This window comes from Pseudomonas sp. xss_2 (assembly GCF_043104195.1).
In the GTDB taxonomy this organism is placed as follows: domain Bacteria; phylum Pseudomonadota; class Gammaproteobacteria; order Pseudomonadales; family Pseudomonadaceae; genus Aquipseudomonas; species Aquipseudomonas urmiensis.
This window is the reverse complement of record NZ_JBICKL010000077.1, coordinates 172,523-187,845: the sequence shown is the minus strand read 5'-3', so window position 1 is coordinate 187,845 and position 15,323 is coordinate 172,523. Positions and strand designations below refer to the sequence as shown.

Annotated in this window: 17 protein-coding genes; 8 read left to right on the top strand and 9 right to left on the bottom strand. The window is 63.4% G+C overall.

The window, feature by feature from the left end; all coding sequences use genetic code 11:
- Positions 1 to 51: 51 nt before the first annotated feature.
- From ligD to ACF8K2_RS19465, 6 genes are read left to right on the top strand one after another with little or no spacing between them, the layout of a single operon-like run.
- Positions 52 to 2,541, top strand: a complete 2,490-nt coding sequence (gene ligD, locus ACF8K2_RS19490; protein WP_392467072.1) for a DNA ligase D — start codon at positions 52 to 54, stop codon at positions 2,539 to 2,541.
- Positions 2,541 to 2,789 (top strand): hypothetical protein, encoded by a 249-nt coding sequence (locus ACF8K2_RS19485; RefSeq protein ID WP_186554459.1) that lies wholly within the window; start codon positions 2,541 to 2,543, stop codon positions 2,787 to 2,789. The genes ligD and ACF8K2_RS19485 overlap by 1 nt, the downstream gene beginning before the upstream one ends.
- Positions 2,786 to 3,829 carry an acyl-CoA dehydrogenase gene (locus ACF8K2_RS19480; protein ID WP_186554458.1) on the top strand — a complete coding sequence of 348 codons (1,044 nt, stop codon included), beginning with the start codon at positions 2,786 to 2,788 and terminating at the stop codon, positions 3,827 to 3,829. Before ACF8K2_RS19485 ends, ACF8K2_RS19480 begins: the two co-directional genes overlap by 4 nt.
- Positions 3,826 to 4,581, top strand: a complete 756-nt coding sequence (locus ACF8K2_RS19475) for a PIG-L deacetylase family protein (RefSeq protein WP_392467070.1) — start codon at positions 3,826 to 3,828, stop codon at positions 4,579 to 4,581. Before ACF8K2_RS19480 ends, ACF8K2_RS19475 begins: the two co-directional genes overlap by 4 nt.
- The gene (locus ACF8K2_RS19470) at positions 4,578 to 5,177 is read left to right on the top strand and encodes a bifunctional 2-polyprenyl-6-hydroxyphenol methylase/3-demethylubiquinol 3-O-methyltransferase UbiG (RefSeq protein ID WP_186554456.1); all 600 of its coding nucleotides are present in this window, start codon (positions 4,578 to 4,580) and stop codon (positions 5,175 to 5,177) included. The genes ACF8K2_RS19475 and ACF8K2_RS19470 overlap by 4 nt, the downstream gene beginning before the upstream one ends.
- Entirely contained in the window at positions 5,174 to 5,836 is a 663-nt protein-coding gene (locus ACF8K2_RS19465; RefSeq protein WP_392467067.1) for a glycosyltransferase, read from the top strand. The genes ACF8K2_RS19470 and ACF8K2_RS19465 overlap by 4 nt, the downstream gene beginning before the upstream one ends.
- A 103-nt stretch (positions 5,837 to 5,939) precedes the next feature.
- Here ACF8K2_RS19465 and ACF8K2_RS19460 read toward each other — a convergent pair whose 3' ends face one another.
- From ACF8K2_RS19460 to ACF8K2_RS19425, 8 genes are all read right to left on the bottom strand, one after another.
- On the bottom strand, positions 5,940 to 6,812 hold the full coding sequence (locus tag ACF8K2_RS19460) for a Ku protein (protein WP_392467066.1): 873 nt from the start codon (positions 6,810 to 6,812) through the stop codon (positions 5,940 to 5,942).
- 13 nt (positions 6,813 to 6,825) lie between these two features.
- Positions 6,826 to 6,963 (bottom strand): PSPA7_2676 family Cys-rich small protein, encoded by a 138-nt coding sequence (locus ACF8K2_RS19455; protein WP_186554453.1) that lies wholly within the window; start codon positions 6,961 to 6,963, stop codon positions 6,826 to 6,828.
- 81 nt (positions 6,964 to 7,044) lie between these two features.
- The gene (locus ACF8K2_RS19450) at positions 7,045 to 8,187 is read right to left on the bottom strand and encodes a carboxylate-amine ligase (RefSeq protein WP_392467063.1); all 1,143 of its coding nucleotides are present in this window, start codon (positions 8,185 to 8,187) and stop codon (positions 7,045 to 7,047) included.
- A 6-nt stretch (positions 8,188 to 8,193) separates the two neighbouring features.
- Complete coding sequence (locus ACF8K2_RS19445; protein WP_392467061.1) at positions 8,194 to 9,147, bottom strand: methyltransferase; 954 nt, start codon at positions 9,145 to 9,147, stop codon at positions 8,194 to 8,196.
- Complete coding sequence (locus tag ACF8K2_RS19440) at positions 9,147 to 10,469, bottom strand: iron-containing redox enzyme family protein (protein WP_392467059.1); 1,323 nt, start codon at positions 10,467 to 10,469, stop codon at positions 9,147 to 9,149. The genes ACF8K2_RS19445 and ACF8K2_RS19440 overlap by 1 nt, the downstream gene beginning before the upstream one ends.
- An 18-nt stretch (positions 10,470 to 10,487) precedes the next feature.
- Positions 10,488 to 10,682 carry a hypothetical protein gene (locus tag ACF8K2_RS19435; protein WP_186554449.1) on the bottom strand — a complete coding sequence of 65 codons (195 nt, stop codon included), beginning with the start codon at positions 10,680 to 10,682 and terminating at the stop codon, positions 10,488 to 10,490.
- Between the two features lie 59 nt (positions 10,683 to 10,741).
- Positions 10,742 to 10,909 (bottom strand): general stress protein, encoded by a 168-nt coding sequence (locus ACF8K2_RS19430; protein ID WP_186554448.1) that lies wholly within the window; start codon positions 10,907 to 10,909, stop codon positions 10,742 to 10,744.
- A 158-nt stretch (positions 10,910 to 11,067) separates the two neighbouring features.
- Complete coding sequence (locus ACF8K2_RS19425) at positions 11,068 to 12,249, bottom strand: porin (protein WP_392467057.1); 1,182 nt, start codon at positions 12,247 to 12,249, stop codon at positions 11,068 to 11,070.
- 327 nt (positions 12,250 to 12,576) lie between these two features.
- Here ACF8K2_RS19425 and ACF8K2_RS19420 point away from each other — a divergent pair, with 327 nt between their 5' ends.
- Positions 12,577 to 13,647 carry an enoyl-CoA hydratase/isomerase family protein gene (locus ACF8K2_RS19420; protein WP_392467055.1) on the top strand — a complete coding sequence of 357 codons (1,071 nt, stop codon included), beginning with the start codon at positions 12,577 to 12,579 and terminating at the stop codon, positions 13,645 to 13,647.
- A 16-nt stretch (positions 13,648 to 13,663) separates the two neighbouring features.
- A complete protein-coding gene (locus tag ACF8K2_RS19415; RefSeq protein WP_392467053.1) occupies positions 13,664 to 14,815 on the top strand; it encodes an acyl-CoA dehydrogenase family protein in 1,152 nt (383 codons plus the stop codon).
- Positions 14,816 to 14,907: 92 nt separating this feature from the next.
- Here ACF8K2_RS19415 and pedF read toward each other — a convergent pair whose 3' ends face one another.
- A complete protein-coding gene (gene pedF, locus ACF8K2_RS19410) occupies positions 14,908 to 15,306 on the bottom strand; it encodes a cytochrome c-550 PedF (RefSeq protein ID WP_372353281.1) in 399 nt (132 codons plus the stop codon).
- Between the last annotated feature and the right edge of the window lie 17 nt (positions 15,307 to 15,323).

The following is a 15,323-nucleotide window of genomic DNA, read 5'->3' as shown; positions in this document are numbered from 1 at the left end:
GCGCCGGCCTCTCCCACCTCTAGAGACCCGCGAATCGTCCCGGAGCCGGCCATGGCCAAACCCTTGCAGGAGTACCAACGCAAGCGCGACTTCAGCGCTACCCCTGAGCCTGCTGGCAAGCGCCAGCGCGGCAAGCAGGTGCATGCCTTGCAGTACTGCATCCAGAAGCACGATGCCAGCCATCTACACTATGACTTTCGCCTGGAGCTCGATGGCACGCTGAAAAGCTGGGCCATTCCCAAGGGGCCGTCACTCGATCCGAAGGTCCGGCGCCTGGCCGTGCACGTCGAAGACCACCCGCTCGATTACGCCGATTTCGAGGGCAATATCCCCGAGGGGCACTACGGGGCGGGCGATGTGATCGTCTGGGACCGCGGCATCTGGGAGCCCGAAGGCGATCCGCATGCCAGCTACGCCAAGGGCAAGCTGCGTTTTCGCTTGCAAGGAGAAAAGCTCTCCGGGGTGTGGAACCTGTTTCGCACTCATCTGGCAGGCAAGAAAGAGCAGTGGATGCTGGTCAAGTCGCATGATGACGAGGCGCGTAGCGAAGCCGAATACAGCATCGTCGAGGCGCAACCTGATAGCGTGCTCAGTGATCGCACGCTGGTGTCCCGGCGCGCCAAGGTCGCCGACCAACCGGCCAAGCGCCCCGCGGCCAGCCGCAAGCGCGCCAGCTCTACAGCCAAGACAGCGTTGCCTGATCATTTGCAGCCGCAACTGGCGACCCTGGTCGACTCCCCACCCAGTGGCGATTGGCACTATGAGGTAAAATTCGACGGCTACCGGATTCTGGCCCGCATCGATGGCGAGGACGTGCGCCTGTTCACCCGCAACGGCCATGACTGGAGCGCGAAGATGCCGCATCAGGTGCAGGCGCTGCGCAAGCTCAAGCTCAAGTCCGCCTGGCTCGACGGCGAAATGGTGGTCACTGGCGACAACGGCGTGGCTGATTTTCAAGCGTTGCAGAACGCCTTCGACACCGAGCGCGACGAGCAGATCAGCTACTACCTGTTCGACCTGCCGTTCTTCGATGGCCAGGACCTGCGCCAGGCGCCGCTGCAGGCGCGTCGTGAGCAGCTTGCCAAGCTGTTGAAGAAAGATCGCAGCGATGTGCTCAATTTTTCCGCCGATTTCGATGAGCCGGTGCAGTCGTTGCTCGACAGTGCTTGCCGCCTGGGGCTTGAAGGGCTGATTGGCAAGCGCCTGGACAGCCCCTACGTCAGCCGCCGCAGCAATGACTGGATCAAGCTCAAGTGCCAACAGCGCCAGGAATTCGTCATCGTCGGCTACACCGATCCCAAGGGCAGCCGCAGTGGCTTCGGCGCCTTGCTGCTGGCGCTGCATGACAGCGACAGCGGCGCGCTGCGCTATGCCGGCAAGGTCGGCACCGGGTTCACCGCCACCACCCTGGCCAGTATTCATGCCCGGCTCAAGCCCCTTGAGGTCGGCAAATCCGCCTTGGCCAAGCCACCCACAGGCGCCGAGGCGCGTGGCGTGCATTGGCTCAAGCCGACGCTGCTGGCCGAGGTCGCCTATGCCCAGATGACCCGCGACGGCGTGGTGCGCCATGCGGTGTTTCATGGCCTTCGCGACGACAAGCCGGCGCAGTCGATCGACCTGGAACGCCCGGCGAACAAAGCCGCCAAGCACAAGGAGAACACGCTTTTGAGCGACCTGCACCTGACCCACCCCGAGCGGGTCATCGACGCCTCCACGGGTGTGACCAAACGCGAGATCGCCGAGTACTACGCTGACGTCGCCAAGTGGCTCATGCCCCAGCTGAAAAACCGCCCCGTGGCGCTGGTCCGCGCCCCTGAGGGGCTAAGCGGCGAGCTGTTCTTTCAAAAAAATGCCGGCCAGCTGCACATCCCAGGCGTGCTCAGTTACGAAAAAGCCGAGGCGGGCCAGGCGGCGATGGTCCTCAATCGGCCTGACTCGTTACTGGGCGCGGTGCAGATGAACATGCTCGAACTGCACACCTGGAACGCCACCGACAAGGATTTCGACAAGCCCGATCGGTTCGTCCTGGACCTCGACCCAGACCCTGCGCTGCCGTGGAAATCGATGGTCGAGGCGACCCAGTTGACCCTGACCCTGCTCGATGAGCTGGGTTTGAAGGTGTTCCTCAAGACCAGCGGCGGCAAGGGCATGCACCTGGTCATACCGCTGAGCCGGCGCGACAGCTGGGACCAGGTCAAGGACTTCAGTCACGCCATCGTCGACTACCTGGCCAAGCTGTTTCCGGATCGGCTCAGTGCGGTGTCCGGGCCGAAAAACCGCGTCGGACGGATCTTCATCGACTACCTGCGCAACGGCAAAGGCGCCACCACCGCGTGCGCCTATTCGCTGCGCGCGCGCGAAGGGCTACCGGTCTCGGTGCCGATCTGGCGCGAAGAGCTGACCCAGCTCAAGGCCGCCAATCAATGGACTATCAGCACTATTCGCGAGCGTCTGGCCGAGGTCGATGACCCCTGGGCGCAGTTAGGCAAAACCCGCCAGATGATTACCGCGCGGATGCGCAAGCAGCTGGGGTTGACGTAATGGAACGCTGGATCGACATGCTGCAATGGCCCGCCATGCTCCTGACCGTACTGGCCGCCTGGTGCATTGGCTCGCGCCAGCCCGGGCGGCGGCGACTGGGTTTTTGCTGCTTTATCACCAGCAACGTGTTGTGGGTGCTGTGGGGCTGGCAGATCCAGGCCTGGGCGCTGATCGTGCTGCAGTTCTGCCTGGCAGCCATGAACCTGCGCGGCTGGAAGAAGAACATGAGCATGGAGTCGCAGACATGAATACCTTTTCACATCTTGCCCCACCGCGCCTGGAAGGCCTGCTACAGGCATTCGCCGAGCGCAAGCAGCCGCTGCTGATCGAGGATCAGCTGGCGCAGCTGATGCGCGCGCTGCAGGCCGATCATCTGGATGTGCTGCCGTTGCCAGGTCAAGGCCAGACCCTGCAACGTTGGCAGATCCTGGCGCAAGTCGCTGGCTGCGACCTGGCACTGGCCAAGCTCTACGAAGGGCACACCGACGCCCTGGCGATTCTGGCCGAATGCGGTGCACCGGAACTGGCAGATGATGGCATCTGGGGGGTGTACGCCGCTGAGCCGCCCGATGCTCGGGTAGAGATCGTCGACCGTGCCGGCGACCAGCTGCGTCTGCGCGGGCGCAAGGCCTGGTGTTCGGGTGCCTTGCAGATCGACCGCGCGTTGATCACGGCCTGGGACCAGAATCAGCAGCCGCAACTGGTGGCCATCGATTTGTCCGATCCCAGTCTCACTCTTGCGGCGGATCATTGGCAGGCGGTGGGCATGGCCAGCACTGCCAGCGCCGATATCCTCTTCGACGACTCGCTTGGCACCGCGGTGGGCCAACCGGGTCAGTACCTGGCCCGCCCTGGGTTCTGGCACGGCGGCGCAGGGATCGCCGCGTGCTGGTATGGCGCGGCGCAGGCGCTCGCTGGGTATTTGCGTGCGCATTGCGCAAAGCCGAGCCCCGAGCCGCACGCCGCTGCCCACCTTGGCGCTGTAGATGCGGCGCTCCTGGGTGCCAGCGCCGCCCTGCGCGAATGTGCCGGCTGGATCGACCAGCAGCCGATGGCGGACGCCAGTTTGCAGGTACGCCGCACCCGCGCCCAAGTCGAGCAGGCGGTGGACTGCGTGATCCAGCACGTCGGCCGCGCCCTTGGCGCCACCCCGTTCTGCCGCAACAGTCACTTCGCCAGGCTCAGCGCCGACCTGCCGGTCTATCTGCGGCAAAGCCATGCCGAACGCGATCTGGCTGCCCTTGGCGTACAGCTGGCGCAGCTGCCAACAGGAGCCTGGCAACTATGAGCGAAAACCTGATCCAGTCCAGCACTGGCACCCCGTGGGCCGACTGGCAACACTCTGCGCACCTGGCCCGGGCCAGTTGGATCGCCCCCCAGCAGCTATGTCCGCCAGGCCGCCGCCTGGTGCTGGTGGCGCCGCACCCGGACGATGAAATCCTCATGGCTGGCGGTTTGCTGGCCAGCTTCAAGGGCCGTGAACAGGAGCTGGTGCTGATCTCGGTCACCGATGGCGAAGGCAGTCACCCACATTCGACACAATGGACCGAGCATCGCCTGCGCCGCCAGCGCCCACTGGAGAGTCGCCATGCCTTGCAACAACTGGAACTGGACCTCAATACCCTGGACTGGCGGCGGCTGAACCTCAAAGACGGCGCCCTGCCCCGCGACGAGGCGTTTCTGGTCAATCACCTGAACCAGCTGCTCAAGCCCGACGACCTGCTCCTGACCACTTGGCGCAACGATGGCCATTGCGATCACGAGGCGGTTGGCCGTGCTGCCGCTCAAGCGGCGCTGGCGCGCAAGGCGCAGCTGGCTGAGGTGCCGGTATGGGCCTGGCACTGGGCGACCCCAGACGACCCGCGCCTGCCCTGGCCACGAGCGCATCGTATCCAGTTGGGTGAGGCCCTTGTGGCCCGTAAGCGTCAGGCGCTCGCCGCCCATGCCAGCCAGTTGCAGCCTGACGGCGACACGCCAGCGGTGCTGCCCCAACGTTTGCTCGATTGCCTACTGCAACCTTTCGAATTGGTATTCCTATGAGCCTCGATGCGCAGTACTTCGCCCAGTTGTATGCCGGTAATGATGACCCCTGGGCCTTTCGCACCCGCTGGTACGAGCGGCGCAAGCGCGACCTGGTCATGGCCAGCCTGCCACGCCAATGCTACGAGCGAGTGTTCGAGCCGGCCTGCGCCAATGGCGAACTCAGCGTATTGCTGGCCGATCGCTGTGCCAGCTTGCTGTGCCAGGACCTTGACCCCACCGCAGTGAACCTTGCCCGTGAGCGACTGGCCGGGGTGGATCATGCCCGCGTCGAACAAGGCCACTTGCCCGCAGACTGGCCAGGGCAACGCTTTGACCTGATCGTGTTGAGTGAAGTGGGTTATTACCTGGATCCGACCGATTGGCTGCAAGTCATCGAGCAGTCGGTCGCCAGCCTCGACTACGACGGCGGCCTGCTGGCCTGCCATTGGCGCCATCCGATTGCCGGTTGCCCGCAAGATGGTCGCCACGTGCATGACCTGCTGGCCAAGCATTTACCGCTGTACCCCGTGCTTCGCCATGAAGAGGCCGATTTTCTGCTCGAATACTGGTCGTGCCAGCCCAGCGTGGTCGATCTGGATGAGAGGTGCGAATGATTGCAGTGATCATCCCCGCGCATAACGAAGCCCGGCGTCTGGGGCGATGCCTGAAATCGGTCAAGGCCGCCGCTCTGCTGGCCGAGCAGGCAGGCCATCGGGTCGAGGTGTTGGTCGTGCTCGATCGCTGCAGCGACGGCAGTGCTGGCGTTGCGGATCGCCACGGGGTCGCCACGCTCGCCGTCGATGCGGGTAACGTCGGCCTTGCCCGGCGTGCCGGGGCGGCGCTAATGCTTGAGCGCGGCGCCTCGTGGTTGGCCTGTACTGACGCCGACAGCCGCGTGCCCAGTCATTGGTTGCTGTGGCAGCTGGCGTGCGCTGCGGATGCTGTGTGCGGCACCGTGCACATCGAGCGTTGGCAGCCCTGGCAAAAGGCGGCGTTACGCGAGCTGTATCGCAGCCGCTATGAAGCGCGTGAAGGGCATCGGCATATCCACGGGGCGAACCTGGGCGTGTGCGCCAAGGCGTATGAAAAAGTGGGCGGGTTCGCGCCGTTGCCGGCACATGAAGATGTGCATCTGGTACGTGCGTTGGAGGCGCAGGGGGCGCAGATCGTCTGGACGGCCAAGCACAGTGTCGCGACCAGTAGCCGGCGGGACAGCCGTGCCCGCGAAGGGTTTGGGGATTATCTGGCGGGGTTGGAAAGCGTGAGTGTTTGAGGGGCTGTGCTGGCCTCATCGCGGGGCAAGCCCGCTCCCACGCATCGAGGTGGGTCGCATTCTGCGTGGGAGCGGGCTTGCCCCGCGATGAGGCCAATACAACTCAAGAAGCCTTACGCGTGCGCTTGGCCGGCTTCTTGTCAGTTTCTTTGGTTGCAGCAGCCTTCTTCTTCGGCGCAGGCGCCCCCTTGCCACCCAGGCTGCGTTTGAGCAGCTCGGTCAAGTCGATGATATCGGCGCCTTTCGAAGCGCCCTCGCCTTCGGCTTTCTCCACCACGCTGATCTTGCCCTTGCTGGCCTTTTCTTCGACCAGGTCCATGATGGTCTGGCGGAAGGCATCGTGATATTCGTCGGGGTTCCACGGCCCGCTCATGTCCTGCACCAGCCGCTTGGCCATGTCCAGCTCACGCTTGTCGAGCTTGCTGTCGGTCACGCTCTTGTCCAGCTCCAGGGTATCGATGCCGCGCACTTCCTCGGGCCAGCGCAAGGTGATCATCACCAGCGCATCCTCAAGCGGCCGCAGCAGCGCCAAGTGTTGCCGGGTGTGCAAGACCACCGTGGCCAGGGCCACCTTGCCGGTGCTGTCCAAGGTTTCGCGCAGCAAGGCATAGACCTTGCCGCCACGCCGGTCCGGGCTCAGGTAGTAGGGGGTATCGAAGTGCTGCAAGGGAATGTCACTGGCCTCGACGAATGAAAAGATATCGATGGTCTGGGTCGCTTCCGGCCGGGCATTGCGGATTTCTTCTTCGCTGATGATCACGTAGCGGCCTTTCTCGTACTGCACGCCCTTGACGATGTTGTCCTTGTCGATTTCCTTGCCGGTGGCCTTGTTCACCCGTTTGTAGCCGACCGGATCCATGCTGCGCTTGTCCAGCCAGTCGAAATCGACCCGCTCGGTACGCACGGCGGTGTTGAGGGTGACAGGGATGTGCACGAGGCCGAAGCTGATCGCGCCTTTCCAGATTGCCCGGGCCATGGTCGGTCAGCTCCTAGGGTTGGCAGGTTTGGCCAGACTGGCAGTAGCGCAAGGCGCCGCAACGCTCGCAGCATTGGCACTGTAGGCCAGCAATTTCACCACTGAGTGTGGTGCGCCACTGGCAGCCACGCAGTAGGCAGAGGAGTTTCATCAGCCACCTCCTTGACCCGCGCTTTCGCGGGCTCTTACTTGCACTGACTGCGCGCTGGCGCGAAGGTTTACTCGTATTGCCCTATGGCAGCGGTTTTGCGCCGCTGGCGCTGCTGCGGCCCTCGGCCAGTACCTGAGCGACCACCTGATGCAATGCCTTGGCGCTGTCCAGCCCGGCACCGCGCGCCTCTGCCAGGCAGCTGAGCTGGCGATCGGCGCTGGTGCCGTGCTCAAGGATGTTCAGACCATGGATGAAGGCTCGCTCGGCATCTGCGGTATCCGGTGGGTGCTGGCTGCGCAATTGCGCCAGCCAGGCTTGGGCGGTGACCGGCTGTTGCTGATGAACGCCGAGGAACTGGCCGTGGCGGCCGTAGCGCAGCGCGCGCCAGTAGTTTTCCTGGGTAATCCAGTGCTGTTCACGGCTGAGTGGCAAGGGGCTGTAATGCGCCAGGGCGCACTGCTCGACCAGATGACGAAATACAGCAGCGATGGCCAGCGCGTCCTCCAGCTGCGGGCAGGCATCGCAAATGCGCAGCTCGACCGTGGGATAGCGCTGCGAGGGCCGTATCGCCCACCAGAACGCGCCGTCCTTGGCCAGGGCGCCGGTGCGCTGGTGCAAGGCGCGATAGCGCTGGTAGGCGGCCCAGTCGGCCAAGGGCTCGGGCAGCCCCATGTGCGGCCACTCGCCACAGATCACCCGCCGATAACTCATGTAGCCGGTGTTCTGCCCGCTCCACAACGGCGAAGAGGTGCTCATGGCCAGCAGCAACGGCAGCCAATACAGCACGCGGTTGATCAACTGCATGCGATCGCAGCCGGGCGGCACGCCGACATGCACGTGCAGGCCAGATAACAGACTGCGCTTGGCCACCTGCTGATAGTCGTCGAACAACTGCCGGAAGTGCATAGAGGTCCGAGGTCGTTGTCGCCGCCAATGGGCGCTGGGGTGGCTGGCAGCGCAGTAGAGGCCAGCGCCCTCCTCGGCCAGTGCTTGGTTCAGCCGTTGCCGGTATTCAACGAAAAAGCTTCGTGCCTGGTGCAGGTTGGCGAACACCGGTGAGGCAATTTCGATCTGGCTGCAAAACATTTCTTCGGCAAAGTAGCTGCCGGCGACTTCTCGGCAACGCCGGGCTATCGCTGGCGAGGGTGAGGCCAGCACACGACCGCTGGCGAGGTCCACCAACAGGTATTCTTCCTCGATGCCAAAGGTACATGGCCGGTACATGGCCCGTCAGCCAATGCGGGTAACGCGCAAGGCAACCGCGGCGATGCGCTCGACCTGCGCATAGCCAGGCTCAAGCAGTTGCTCGCCAAACACATCCGGATCCAGCTCTTGATACAGCCAACTCCAGCGCGGCCCCGCCAGGCGTTGGCGGGCAGCTTGCAGGAGGGCATCGCGACCTTCGACGATGGCAACGCCGGTGTACAGCAGCAAGGTCCCGCCAAGGCTCAGGCGCTGGCAGGCTTGCTCGATGATCCGCATCGACAGCTCAGCGCCGAGCGCAGCGCCACCATGGCGATACTGTCGCTGCTGGGTATCGAGCATGTACGGCGGGTTGGCGACGATCAGGTCGAAGCTTCCCGTCAGCCCCTGGAGCAGGTCGCTCGGCTCGACCGACACGTTGCTGAGCCCGGCCAACGCGGCATTGATCGCGGTGTAGCGCAGCGCCAGTGGGTTGATGTCGACCGCGCTGACTTGCGCATGGGGCGCGGCCTGGGCGATCAACAGCGCACCAATACCCGCGCCGCAGCCGATGTCGACGGCGTGCTGGACCGGCTCGGGGCTACGTTGCAGATGATCGCCAATGACCTGGGCGAAGCGGTAGCTGTCCGGGCCGAAAAACACCGAGTCACTGGCCTCGGTAGGATAGGCCGAGTGCACCAGCAGCAGCTCATCCAGGTTCGACCAGCGGACCTTGCTGCGCAGCAGCTCAGCCTGCTGCTCGACAACCTGCGCACTGTGCAGCAGTGCCAGTTCATCGGCAGACACCAGCGAGGGGAGAAACGGTCGGCTCCAGCCAAACACATCGCGCACATTGTGCGCCTGCTCGGCGCCGGGGCGAGCGTTGTTGCGCGCATGGGTGGCGGGCGTGACGCAGGTAAAGCGGTAGCCATCGGCGCGCAAGCGTTGGCCCAGCTCCAGCAGGGCTTGGTCGGCGTGAATTTGCCCCTGGGACAGTTGCATCAGTGCGCGCCCTCTTGGGTAAGCCCAGTGGCGCGGATATACGCCTGGGTCGCCAGCAGGCCTTCTGGCAATGCGTGACGGTTGCCAGCCATCCGCTCGATCAGCACGTCAATAGGCTCAAGTGCCGGGTCGGCCGCCGAGGGTTGCACGGATGATTCAGCCTCCCAGCTACCGGGTATCAGCCGGCGCGGTTTGGGCCCTTGCCAGTCACCGGCAATCCAGTCGTACCAAAGCTGCTTCTCGTAGGCGCTGAACACCCCGAACATGGCGGCCGAAGGGCCTTCGATCAAACCCCAGAAGCGGCTCTGATCCGGCGCTTGATTGCGCTTTATCCAGCCTTGCGCTTGCATGGCTTGGACGAACTCGGCGATCGCCTCTGAGCCTGCCAGCCATTGGTTGACCGTACGGCCTTGCAGCTTGCAGTGGTCAGAGTGCATGAACTGGCCAAACCCACGCTTGCGCTCCAGCGCTGCGAACAGCTCGCCTTGCAGGTCAAAACGGGCTATCAGCTCGGCGGCCGGAACGCCCAGGTCATTCAAGCGATAACCGCCTCGCACGCGTTGGTAGAACGCCTGCGCGTCGGATTGCGGACACAGTTGCAGCAGGGCCTGGATCGAGCGCTGGGCATGGCCGCTGGCGGCATTGTCGATGGTGACGTGGAGCTGGAAGTAGTGCCCGTCGATACCCAGTTCAGCCAGCTCGTAGGTGGTGATCAACAGGTGCAGCGGCGGTTGCTCGTAGCCCAGGTTGTAGCCGATCACTTCAGCCAGGAACTGCTCAGTGTTCTGCCCTAAGGCCAATTGCACGGCGCCTTGTAGATAGCGGGCGTCGTCCAGCGCAATCGACTCAAGGCAACCCAGGCGACTGAGCAGGCGCTGGTAGATCAACACATGGTTACAGCGCGAATCGCCGTCGCCCAGCTCTTCCAGATAAGTGCGGATCAGGCCGTGGTAGCGTGGGTCGCGCCACTGGTGCAAGGTGCCGTGCAACCAGGCCCCATCGACCGCCTTGGTCGGTGCGACTTGCTGCAAGTACCACAGCGCCTGGGCCCGGTTGGCGAAATACCGCCGGGGTTCGCCCTGGCGGCGCTGTTGTAGATAGGCGGCGTAGTCACGCGCAACCCGGGTGGCAGCGTGTGCGCTCCACTGCGCCAGTTGCTGCGGATCATCAGGCAGGTCATCAGGCATTTGCGCGGCCCGTTGCAACTGCTCGGCAAGCCACTGCGCGCCGTTGCCGCCTTGCAGCAAGGCGTGGTAGCGCTGCTGTAGGCTGCTGCTCTGGGCCGGTACCAGCAGGTCAGTCTTGCGGGTCATCACCGTCATGCCTGACTCCTTGCCCAACTACGGACGTTTGCTGTCTTGGGGGATCGGCTCAGGGCCGGGGGTTGGCTGCGGTGCAGGTTGATCGGGTTTTTGCATTTGCAGGGAAGGCTTGCTTTGGTCGGCGTCTTCGGCCGGATGATCGGTGTCTCGGTCAAAGCAACCGCCAAGCAGTGCAAGGCTGCTCAACAGGCAAACGGTAGATACCAGGCGCATGGGCTGTCCTCCTGCGAATAAAAAACGCAGTGCCGCGCAAACGGCACTGCGTGCTTCATTTACGAGCGGCCACCTTTGCGGCCCGACTCGCTGCGGTCGGTAGTGGTGCCCGATTGCTGGCCGCCTTTACGGCCAGCCTCGGAGGCTTTCTGCCGGTCATTGGCGAAATTGCCAGGGTTCTTGGTGCCGCCCTGACTGCCCGACTTGCCACTTTCTTTGTTAGCCATGGTCATGAACCTCATGAGGCTTGGGAAAATGCACAGCGCTGCGCCGTACATAGTGTGGGAGTACGGCGATAAGCGCGGATTCGCTTTATTTCCGAAGCGGCCTGACCGGTGGCATTAAATAAGCACCAGGCGCTTATTTGGTGCGCAAGCCTTGCGCGCTACCAGGTCAGCACTGCGCCCACCGCGAAGGTGTCAGTCTCTTCGTTCTGCGCATCCCCTTCATGGCCTTCGATCTCGAACTGGTTGTACTCGGCGACCAATTTGAGGTTGTCATTGATGTCGTGAAACAGGGCAATGCCGCGGGTTTGATAATCGGCCCCGGTATTGACCGCGCCATTGCCATCATCCTTGGTCTTGCCATACGACAGCGCCAGGCGGTTCTTGCCCAAGCGATACGAGCCCTGCAGCAGGTAGCCCTTGCTGTCGACCTCGCGCAGGGTCGCCTCGCCGGCATTGTTGGTGAAAAACGGGTTGATGCCTTTGGCGGTAAAGCCAGAACCGGTCAGGGAAAACGCCCCCATTTTGGCCTGCACGCCATAGCCCACGCCCTTGGAGGTCACCGACTCGACCGTGCTGTCGGTGTTGTCGGAGGTCTGGTAGCTGCCGTTGAGCCAGCTGTAGATCTGCGCGCCGGCCAGGTCGAACTGGTAGGTAATCTCGCTCTCGGTGCGCGGGTTTTCCTGGTAGGCCTTGCCCACCGCGCTGTCATCGTTGGTATCGACCGGGTCCATGATGCCCACGGCGATGCGCAGGCCGTCCATTTGCGGGCTGCGGTAGGTGATCTGTGAGGTCGGGAACGGGTACGGGTAACCGCTGCCGATGTTGCCGAACGATACCCCGCCGCCGTCCACCAGGCCCAGGGTATCGCTGACCTGACCGTAACCGGCGAGCAGTTCATCGAGGAGGATGTTGGAACGGGCGAACAGGCCAAAATCCTTGCCGATCAGCACTTCGCCCCATTCAGGGTTGGCCACGGTGCCGTAGAACTGGCGCACATCGATGGCAGTGTCGGTGCCGTTGGTCTCGCTGTCGTTGATGGTGACCCAGAACGAGGAGCGCCCGCCGAGCTTGAGATCGTCGATCTGGCGGGTCATGTTGAAGCCTAGGGTGTTGGGCAAAAAGCCCATTTTTACCCGCGATTGGCGCCGGTCGTACTGCTCGCCAGCCCGGTCGATATCGCTGTTGACGTAGAAGGCGTTGATGTAGCCGTCGGTGGAAAAGGTGGTCTGGTCCTTGTCATAGAGCATGATCTCGGCGCTGGCCATTGGGCTCAGGGCCAGGCTGGCAAGGCCGCCAAGCAGCGGCAGGATACGGCGTTGGGCATTGTTATTGTTGTGCATGGCGCGCTCCGCAATCGGTAGGGACGGGTGTCGGGCCGATTATCGAAAGCGCGTGCGCCCTGCCCTACGCTGCCTTGGCAGCGATTGGCCAGTGCCTTGGCCGGGCGCGAGTGGATGGCGGCACAGCGAACTAATCCCTTGTCCACCCGTGTCACACGGCTAAAGTGGCAAGACCCGGTCCGGAAGGCGCGCCTTTAAGGCAAAAATGCAGGCACGCCCTGCATATTTGTCGATTGTGCAAGGCAAATTCGCATGACAGGATCCCCTGATCCTCCAGCGCACTCCAGACTTCACTTGGAAAATCAATAACAAAGCAGGGAGAACGCGATGACCGCGCATGCTCACATTTCGGCAACGGATCATGTCTTGGCCGAAGTCCGCAATCAGATTGGCCACCTCACCCTCAACCGCCCCGCCGGCCTCAATGCCCTGACCCTGGATATGGTGCGCAGCCTGCAGCAGCACTTGGACGCCTGGGCCGATGACAGCCAGGTGCAGGCCATTGTCCTGCGTGGCGAAGGCCCCAAGGGCTTTTGCGCCGGCGGCGATATCCGCTCGCTGTATGACAGCTTCAAGGCCGGTAGCACGCTGCATGAGCAGTTCTTCGTCGAGGAGTACGCCCTCGACCAGTGCATCCACCGCTACCGCAAGCCGATACTGGTGCTGATGGACGGCTACACCTTGGGCGGTGGCATGGGCCTGGCCCAGGGCGCCGACCTGCGGGTGGTCACCGAGCGCAGCCGTTTAGGCATGCCGGAGACTGCCATCGGTTACTTCCCGGATGTCGGCGGCAGCTATTTCCTGTCGCGCATTCCCGGCGAGCTGGGCACTTACCTGGGCGTCAGTGGCGTGCAGATCCAGGCGGCCGATGCCTTGTATTGCGGTCTGGCCGACTGGTACCTGGCCAGCGACAAGCTATCGGCCCTGGATCAAGCACTGGAGCGCATCAGCTTCGGCGAGCATCCGTTAAAAGACCTCCAGGGCCTGCTGGCCAAGCTTGGCACCCAGGTCCTCGACGACGCGCCGCTGGCCAGGCTGCGCCCAGTGATCGATCACTTCTTCGCCCAGCCCGACCTGGCCAGCATCATCGAGCAACTGCGTGCCGTGACCATTGGCGACAGCCATCAATGGGCACTGGCCACCGCCGACCAGCTGGAAAGCCGCTCGCCGCTGGCAATGGCGGTTACCCTGCAGATGTTGCGCCGTGGTCGCCATCTGGGGCTGGAGGACTGCTTTGCCATGGAGCTGCACCTGGACCGCCAGTGGTTCGAATACGGCGACCTCATCGAAGGTGTGCGCGCGCTGATCATCGACAAAGACAAGCAGCCCCGCTGGAACCCACCGAGCCTCAAGCAGTTGCAACAGGCCCGAGTCGACCAATTCTTCGAAGGCCTGTAAGGCTGGGAGTAAGCAGATGCAAGACCTGGAACTGAGCGAAGAGCAAATCATGATCCGCGATATGGCCCGGGACTTTGCCCGTGGCGAGATCGCCCCGTATGCCCAGGCCTGGGAAAAGGCCGCCTGGATCGATGATGGCGTGGTGCGCAAGATGGGCGAGTTGGGCCTGCTGGGCATGGTCGTTCCGGAAGACTTCGGCGGCAGCTACACCGATTACGTCGCCTACGCCCTGGCGGTTGAAGAGATTGCCGCCGGTGACGGCGCCACGGGCGCCTTGATGAGCATCCACAACTCGGTCGGCTGCGGGCCGCTGCTCGCCTACGGCACGCCTGAACAGCAACAGGCCTGGCTGCCACGCCTGGCCAGTGGCGAAGTCATTGGTTGCTTCTGCCTGACCGAACCCCAGGCCGGTTCCGAGGCGCACAACCTGCGCACCCGCGCCGAGCTGGTGGATGGCCAGTGGGTGATCAACGGCGCCAAGCAGTTTGTCAGCAATGCCCGTCGCGCCGGCTTGGCGATTGTGTTCGCTGTGACGGACCCGGAGCTTGGCAAGAAGGGCCTGTCAGCCTTCCTGGTGCCCACCGACAACCCTGGCTTCAAGGTTGATCGCAGCGAGCACAAGATGGGCATTCGCGCCTCCGATACCTGTGCGGTGACGTTGGACAACTGCCGCATTCCCGCCGCCAACCTGCTCGGTGAGCGCGGTAAGGGGCTGGCGATTGCCCTGTCCAACCTGGAAGGCGGGCGCATCGGCATCGCTGCGCAAGCATTGGGTATTGCCCGCGCCGCATTTGAAGCAGCGCTGGTCTACTCGCGTGATCGCATCCAGTTCGGCAAGCCGATCAATGAGCACCAGAGCATCGCCAACCTCTTGGCGGACATGCAGGTGCAGATCAATGCCACGCGCCTGTTGATCCTGCACGCAGCGCGTCTGCGCAGTGCCGGCAAGCCGTGCTTGTCGGAGGCCTCGCAGGCCAAGCTGTTCGCCTCGGAGATGGCTGAACGGGTGTGTTCGATGGCGATTCAGGTGCATGGTGGCTATGGCTACCTGGAGGACTACCCGGTGGAGCGCTATTACCGGGATGCGCGGATTACCCAGATTTATGAAGGGTCGAGCGAGATTCAACGGATGCTGATTGCGCGGGAACTGAAGAACTATCCGTTGTAGGCGCAACACCTACCGGCCTCATTGCGGGGCCGGCCCGCGCCTACACGCTGGGGGAGCGGGCTTGTCCCGCGATGAGGCCGGCCCTGCCGCAATCATTCCGTCACATGCACACTGTCCAGGTAGGTACGCACTGCCCACAATGCCTCCTGGCTGAGAAAATCGGCCATCTTGGGCATATACACCCGCCCATCGCGCACCGCGCCATTGCGTACGCGCTCGACAAACCATTCATCTCCCGCCGCGCCTTCATCGAGCATGCGCAGGTCCGGGGCAATCCCGCCCGACTTGGCCTCCAGGCCGTGGCATGCCGCGCAGTTCTGGTTATACGCCGATGCACCAATGGACACCGCCTTGTCGTGATCCTTGCTGTCGCGATACGGGTTTTCGGCGCGCCATTCGCTGCCAAGCGGCTCCAGCCCTTCGGTATTGACGGCCGTTGGGGTGACGTTGCCATGGGCGCTGGCAGCGCCGGCAGCGCACAGGCCAAGCATCAGCAGGGTGGATTTGC

Coding starts and splice junctions, on each gene's coding strand:
- ACF8K2_RS19455 (WP_186554453.1), bottom strand. CDS start 6,963: ATGAAACTCCTCTGCCTACTGCGTGGCTGCCAGTGGCGCACCACACTC.
- ACF8K2_RS19465 (WP_392467067.1), top strand. CDS start 5,174: ATGATTGCAGTGATCATCCCCGCGCATAACGAAGCCCGGCGTCTGGGG.
- ACF8K2_RS19435 (WP_186554449.1), bottom strand. CDS start 10,682: ATGCGCCTGGTATCTACCGTTTGCCTGTTGAGCAGCCTTGCACTGCTT.
- ACF8K2_RS19475 (WP_392467070.1), top strand. CDS start 3,826: ATGAGCGAAAACCTGATCCAGTCCAGCACTGGCACCCCGTGGGCCGAC.
- ligD (WP_392467072.1), top strand. CDS start 52: ATGGCCAAACCCTTGCAGGAGTACCAACGCAAGCGCGACTTCAGCGCT.
- pedF (WP_372353281.1), bottom strand. CDS start 15,306: ATGCTTGGCCTGTGCGCTGCCGGCGCTGCCAGCGCCCATGGCAACGTC.
- ACF8K2_RS19425 (WP_392467057.1), bottom strand. CDS start 12,249: ATGCACAACAATAACAATGCCCAACGCCGTATCCTGCCGCTGCTTGGC.
- ACF8K2_RS19470 (WP_186554456.1), top strand. CDS start 4,578: ATGAGCCTCGATGCGCAGTACTTCGCCCAGTTGTATGCCGGTAATGAT.
- ACF8K2_RS19485 (WP_186554459.1), top strand. CDS start 2,541: ATGGAACGCTGGATCGACATGCTGCAATGGCCCGCCATGCTCCTGACC.
- ACF8K2_RS19460 (WP_392467066.1), bottom strand. CDS start 6,812: ATGGCCCGGGCAATCTGGAAAGGCGCGATCAGCTTCGGCCTCGTGCAC.
- ACF8K2_RS19430 (WP_186554448.1), bottom strand. CDS start 10,909: ATGGCTAACAAAGAAAGTGGCAAGTCGGGCAGTCAGGGCGGCACCAAG.
- ACF8K2_RS19445 (WP_392467061.1), bottom strand. CDS start 9,147: ATGCAACTGTCCCAGGGGCAAATTCACGCCGACCAAGCCCTGCTGGAG.
- ACF8K2_RS19450 (WP_392467063.1), bottom strand. CDS start 8,187: ATGTACCGGCCATGTACCTTTGGCATCGAGGAAGAATACCTGTTGGTG.
- ACF8K2_RS19420 (WP_392467055.1), top strand. CDS start 12,577: ATGACCGCGCATGCTCACATTTCGGCAACGGATCATGTCTTGGCCGAA.
- ACF8K2_RS19480 (WP_186554458.1), top strand. CDS start 2,786: ATGAATACCTTTTCACATCTTGCCCCACCGCGCCTGGAAGGCCTGCTA.
- ACF8K2_RS19440 (WP_392467059.1), bottom strand. CDS start 10,469: ATGACGGTGATGACCCGCAAGACTGACCTGCTGGTACCGGCCCAGAGC.
- ACF8K2_RS19415 (WP_392467053.1), top strand. CDS start 13,664: ATGCAAGACCTGGAACTGAGCGAAGAGCAAATCATGATCCGCGATATG.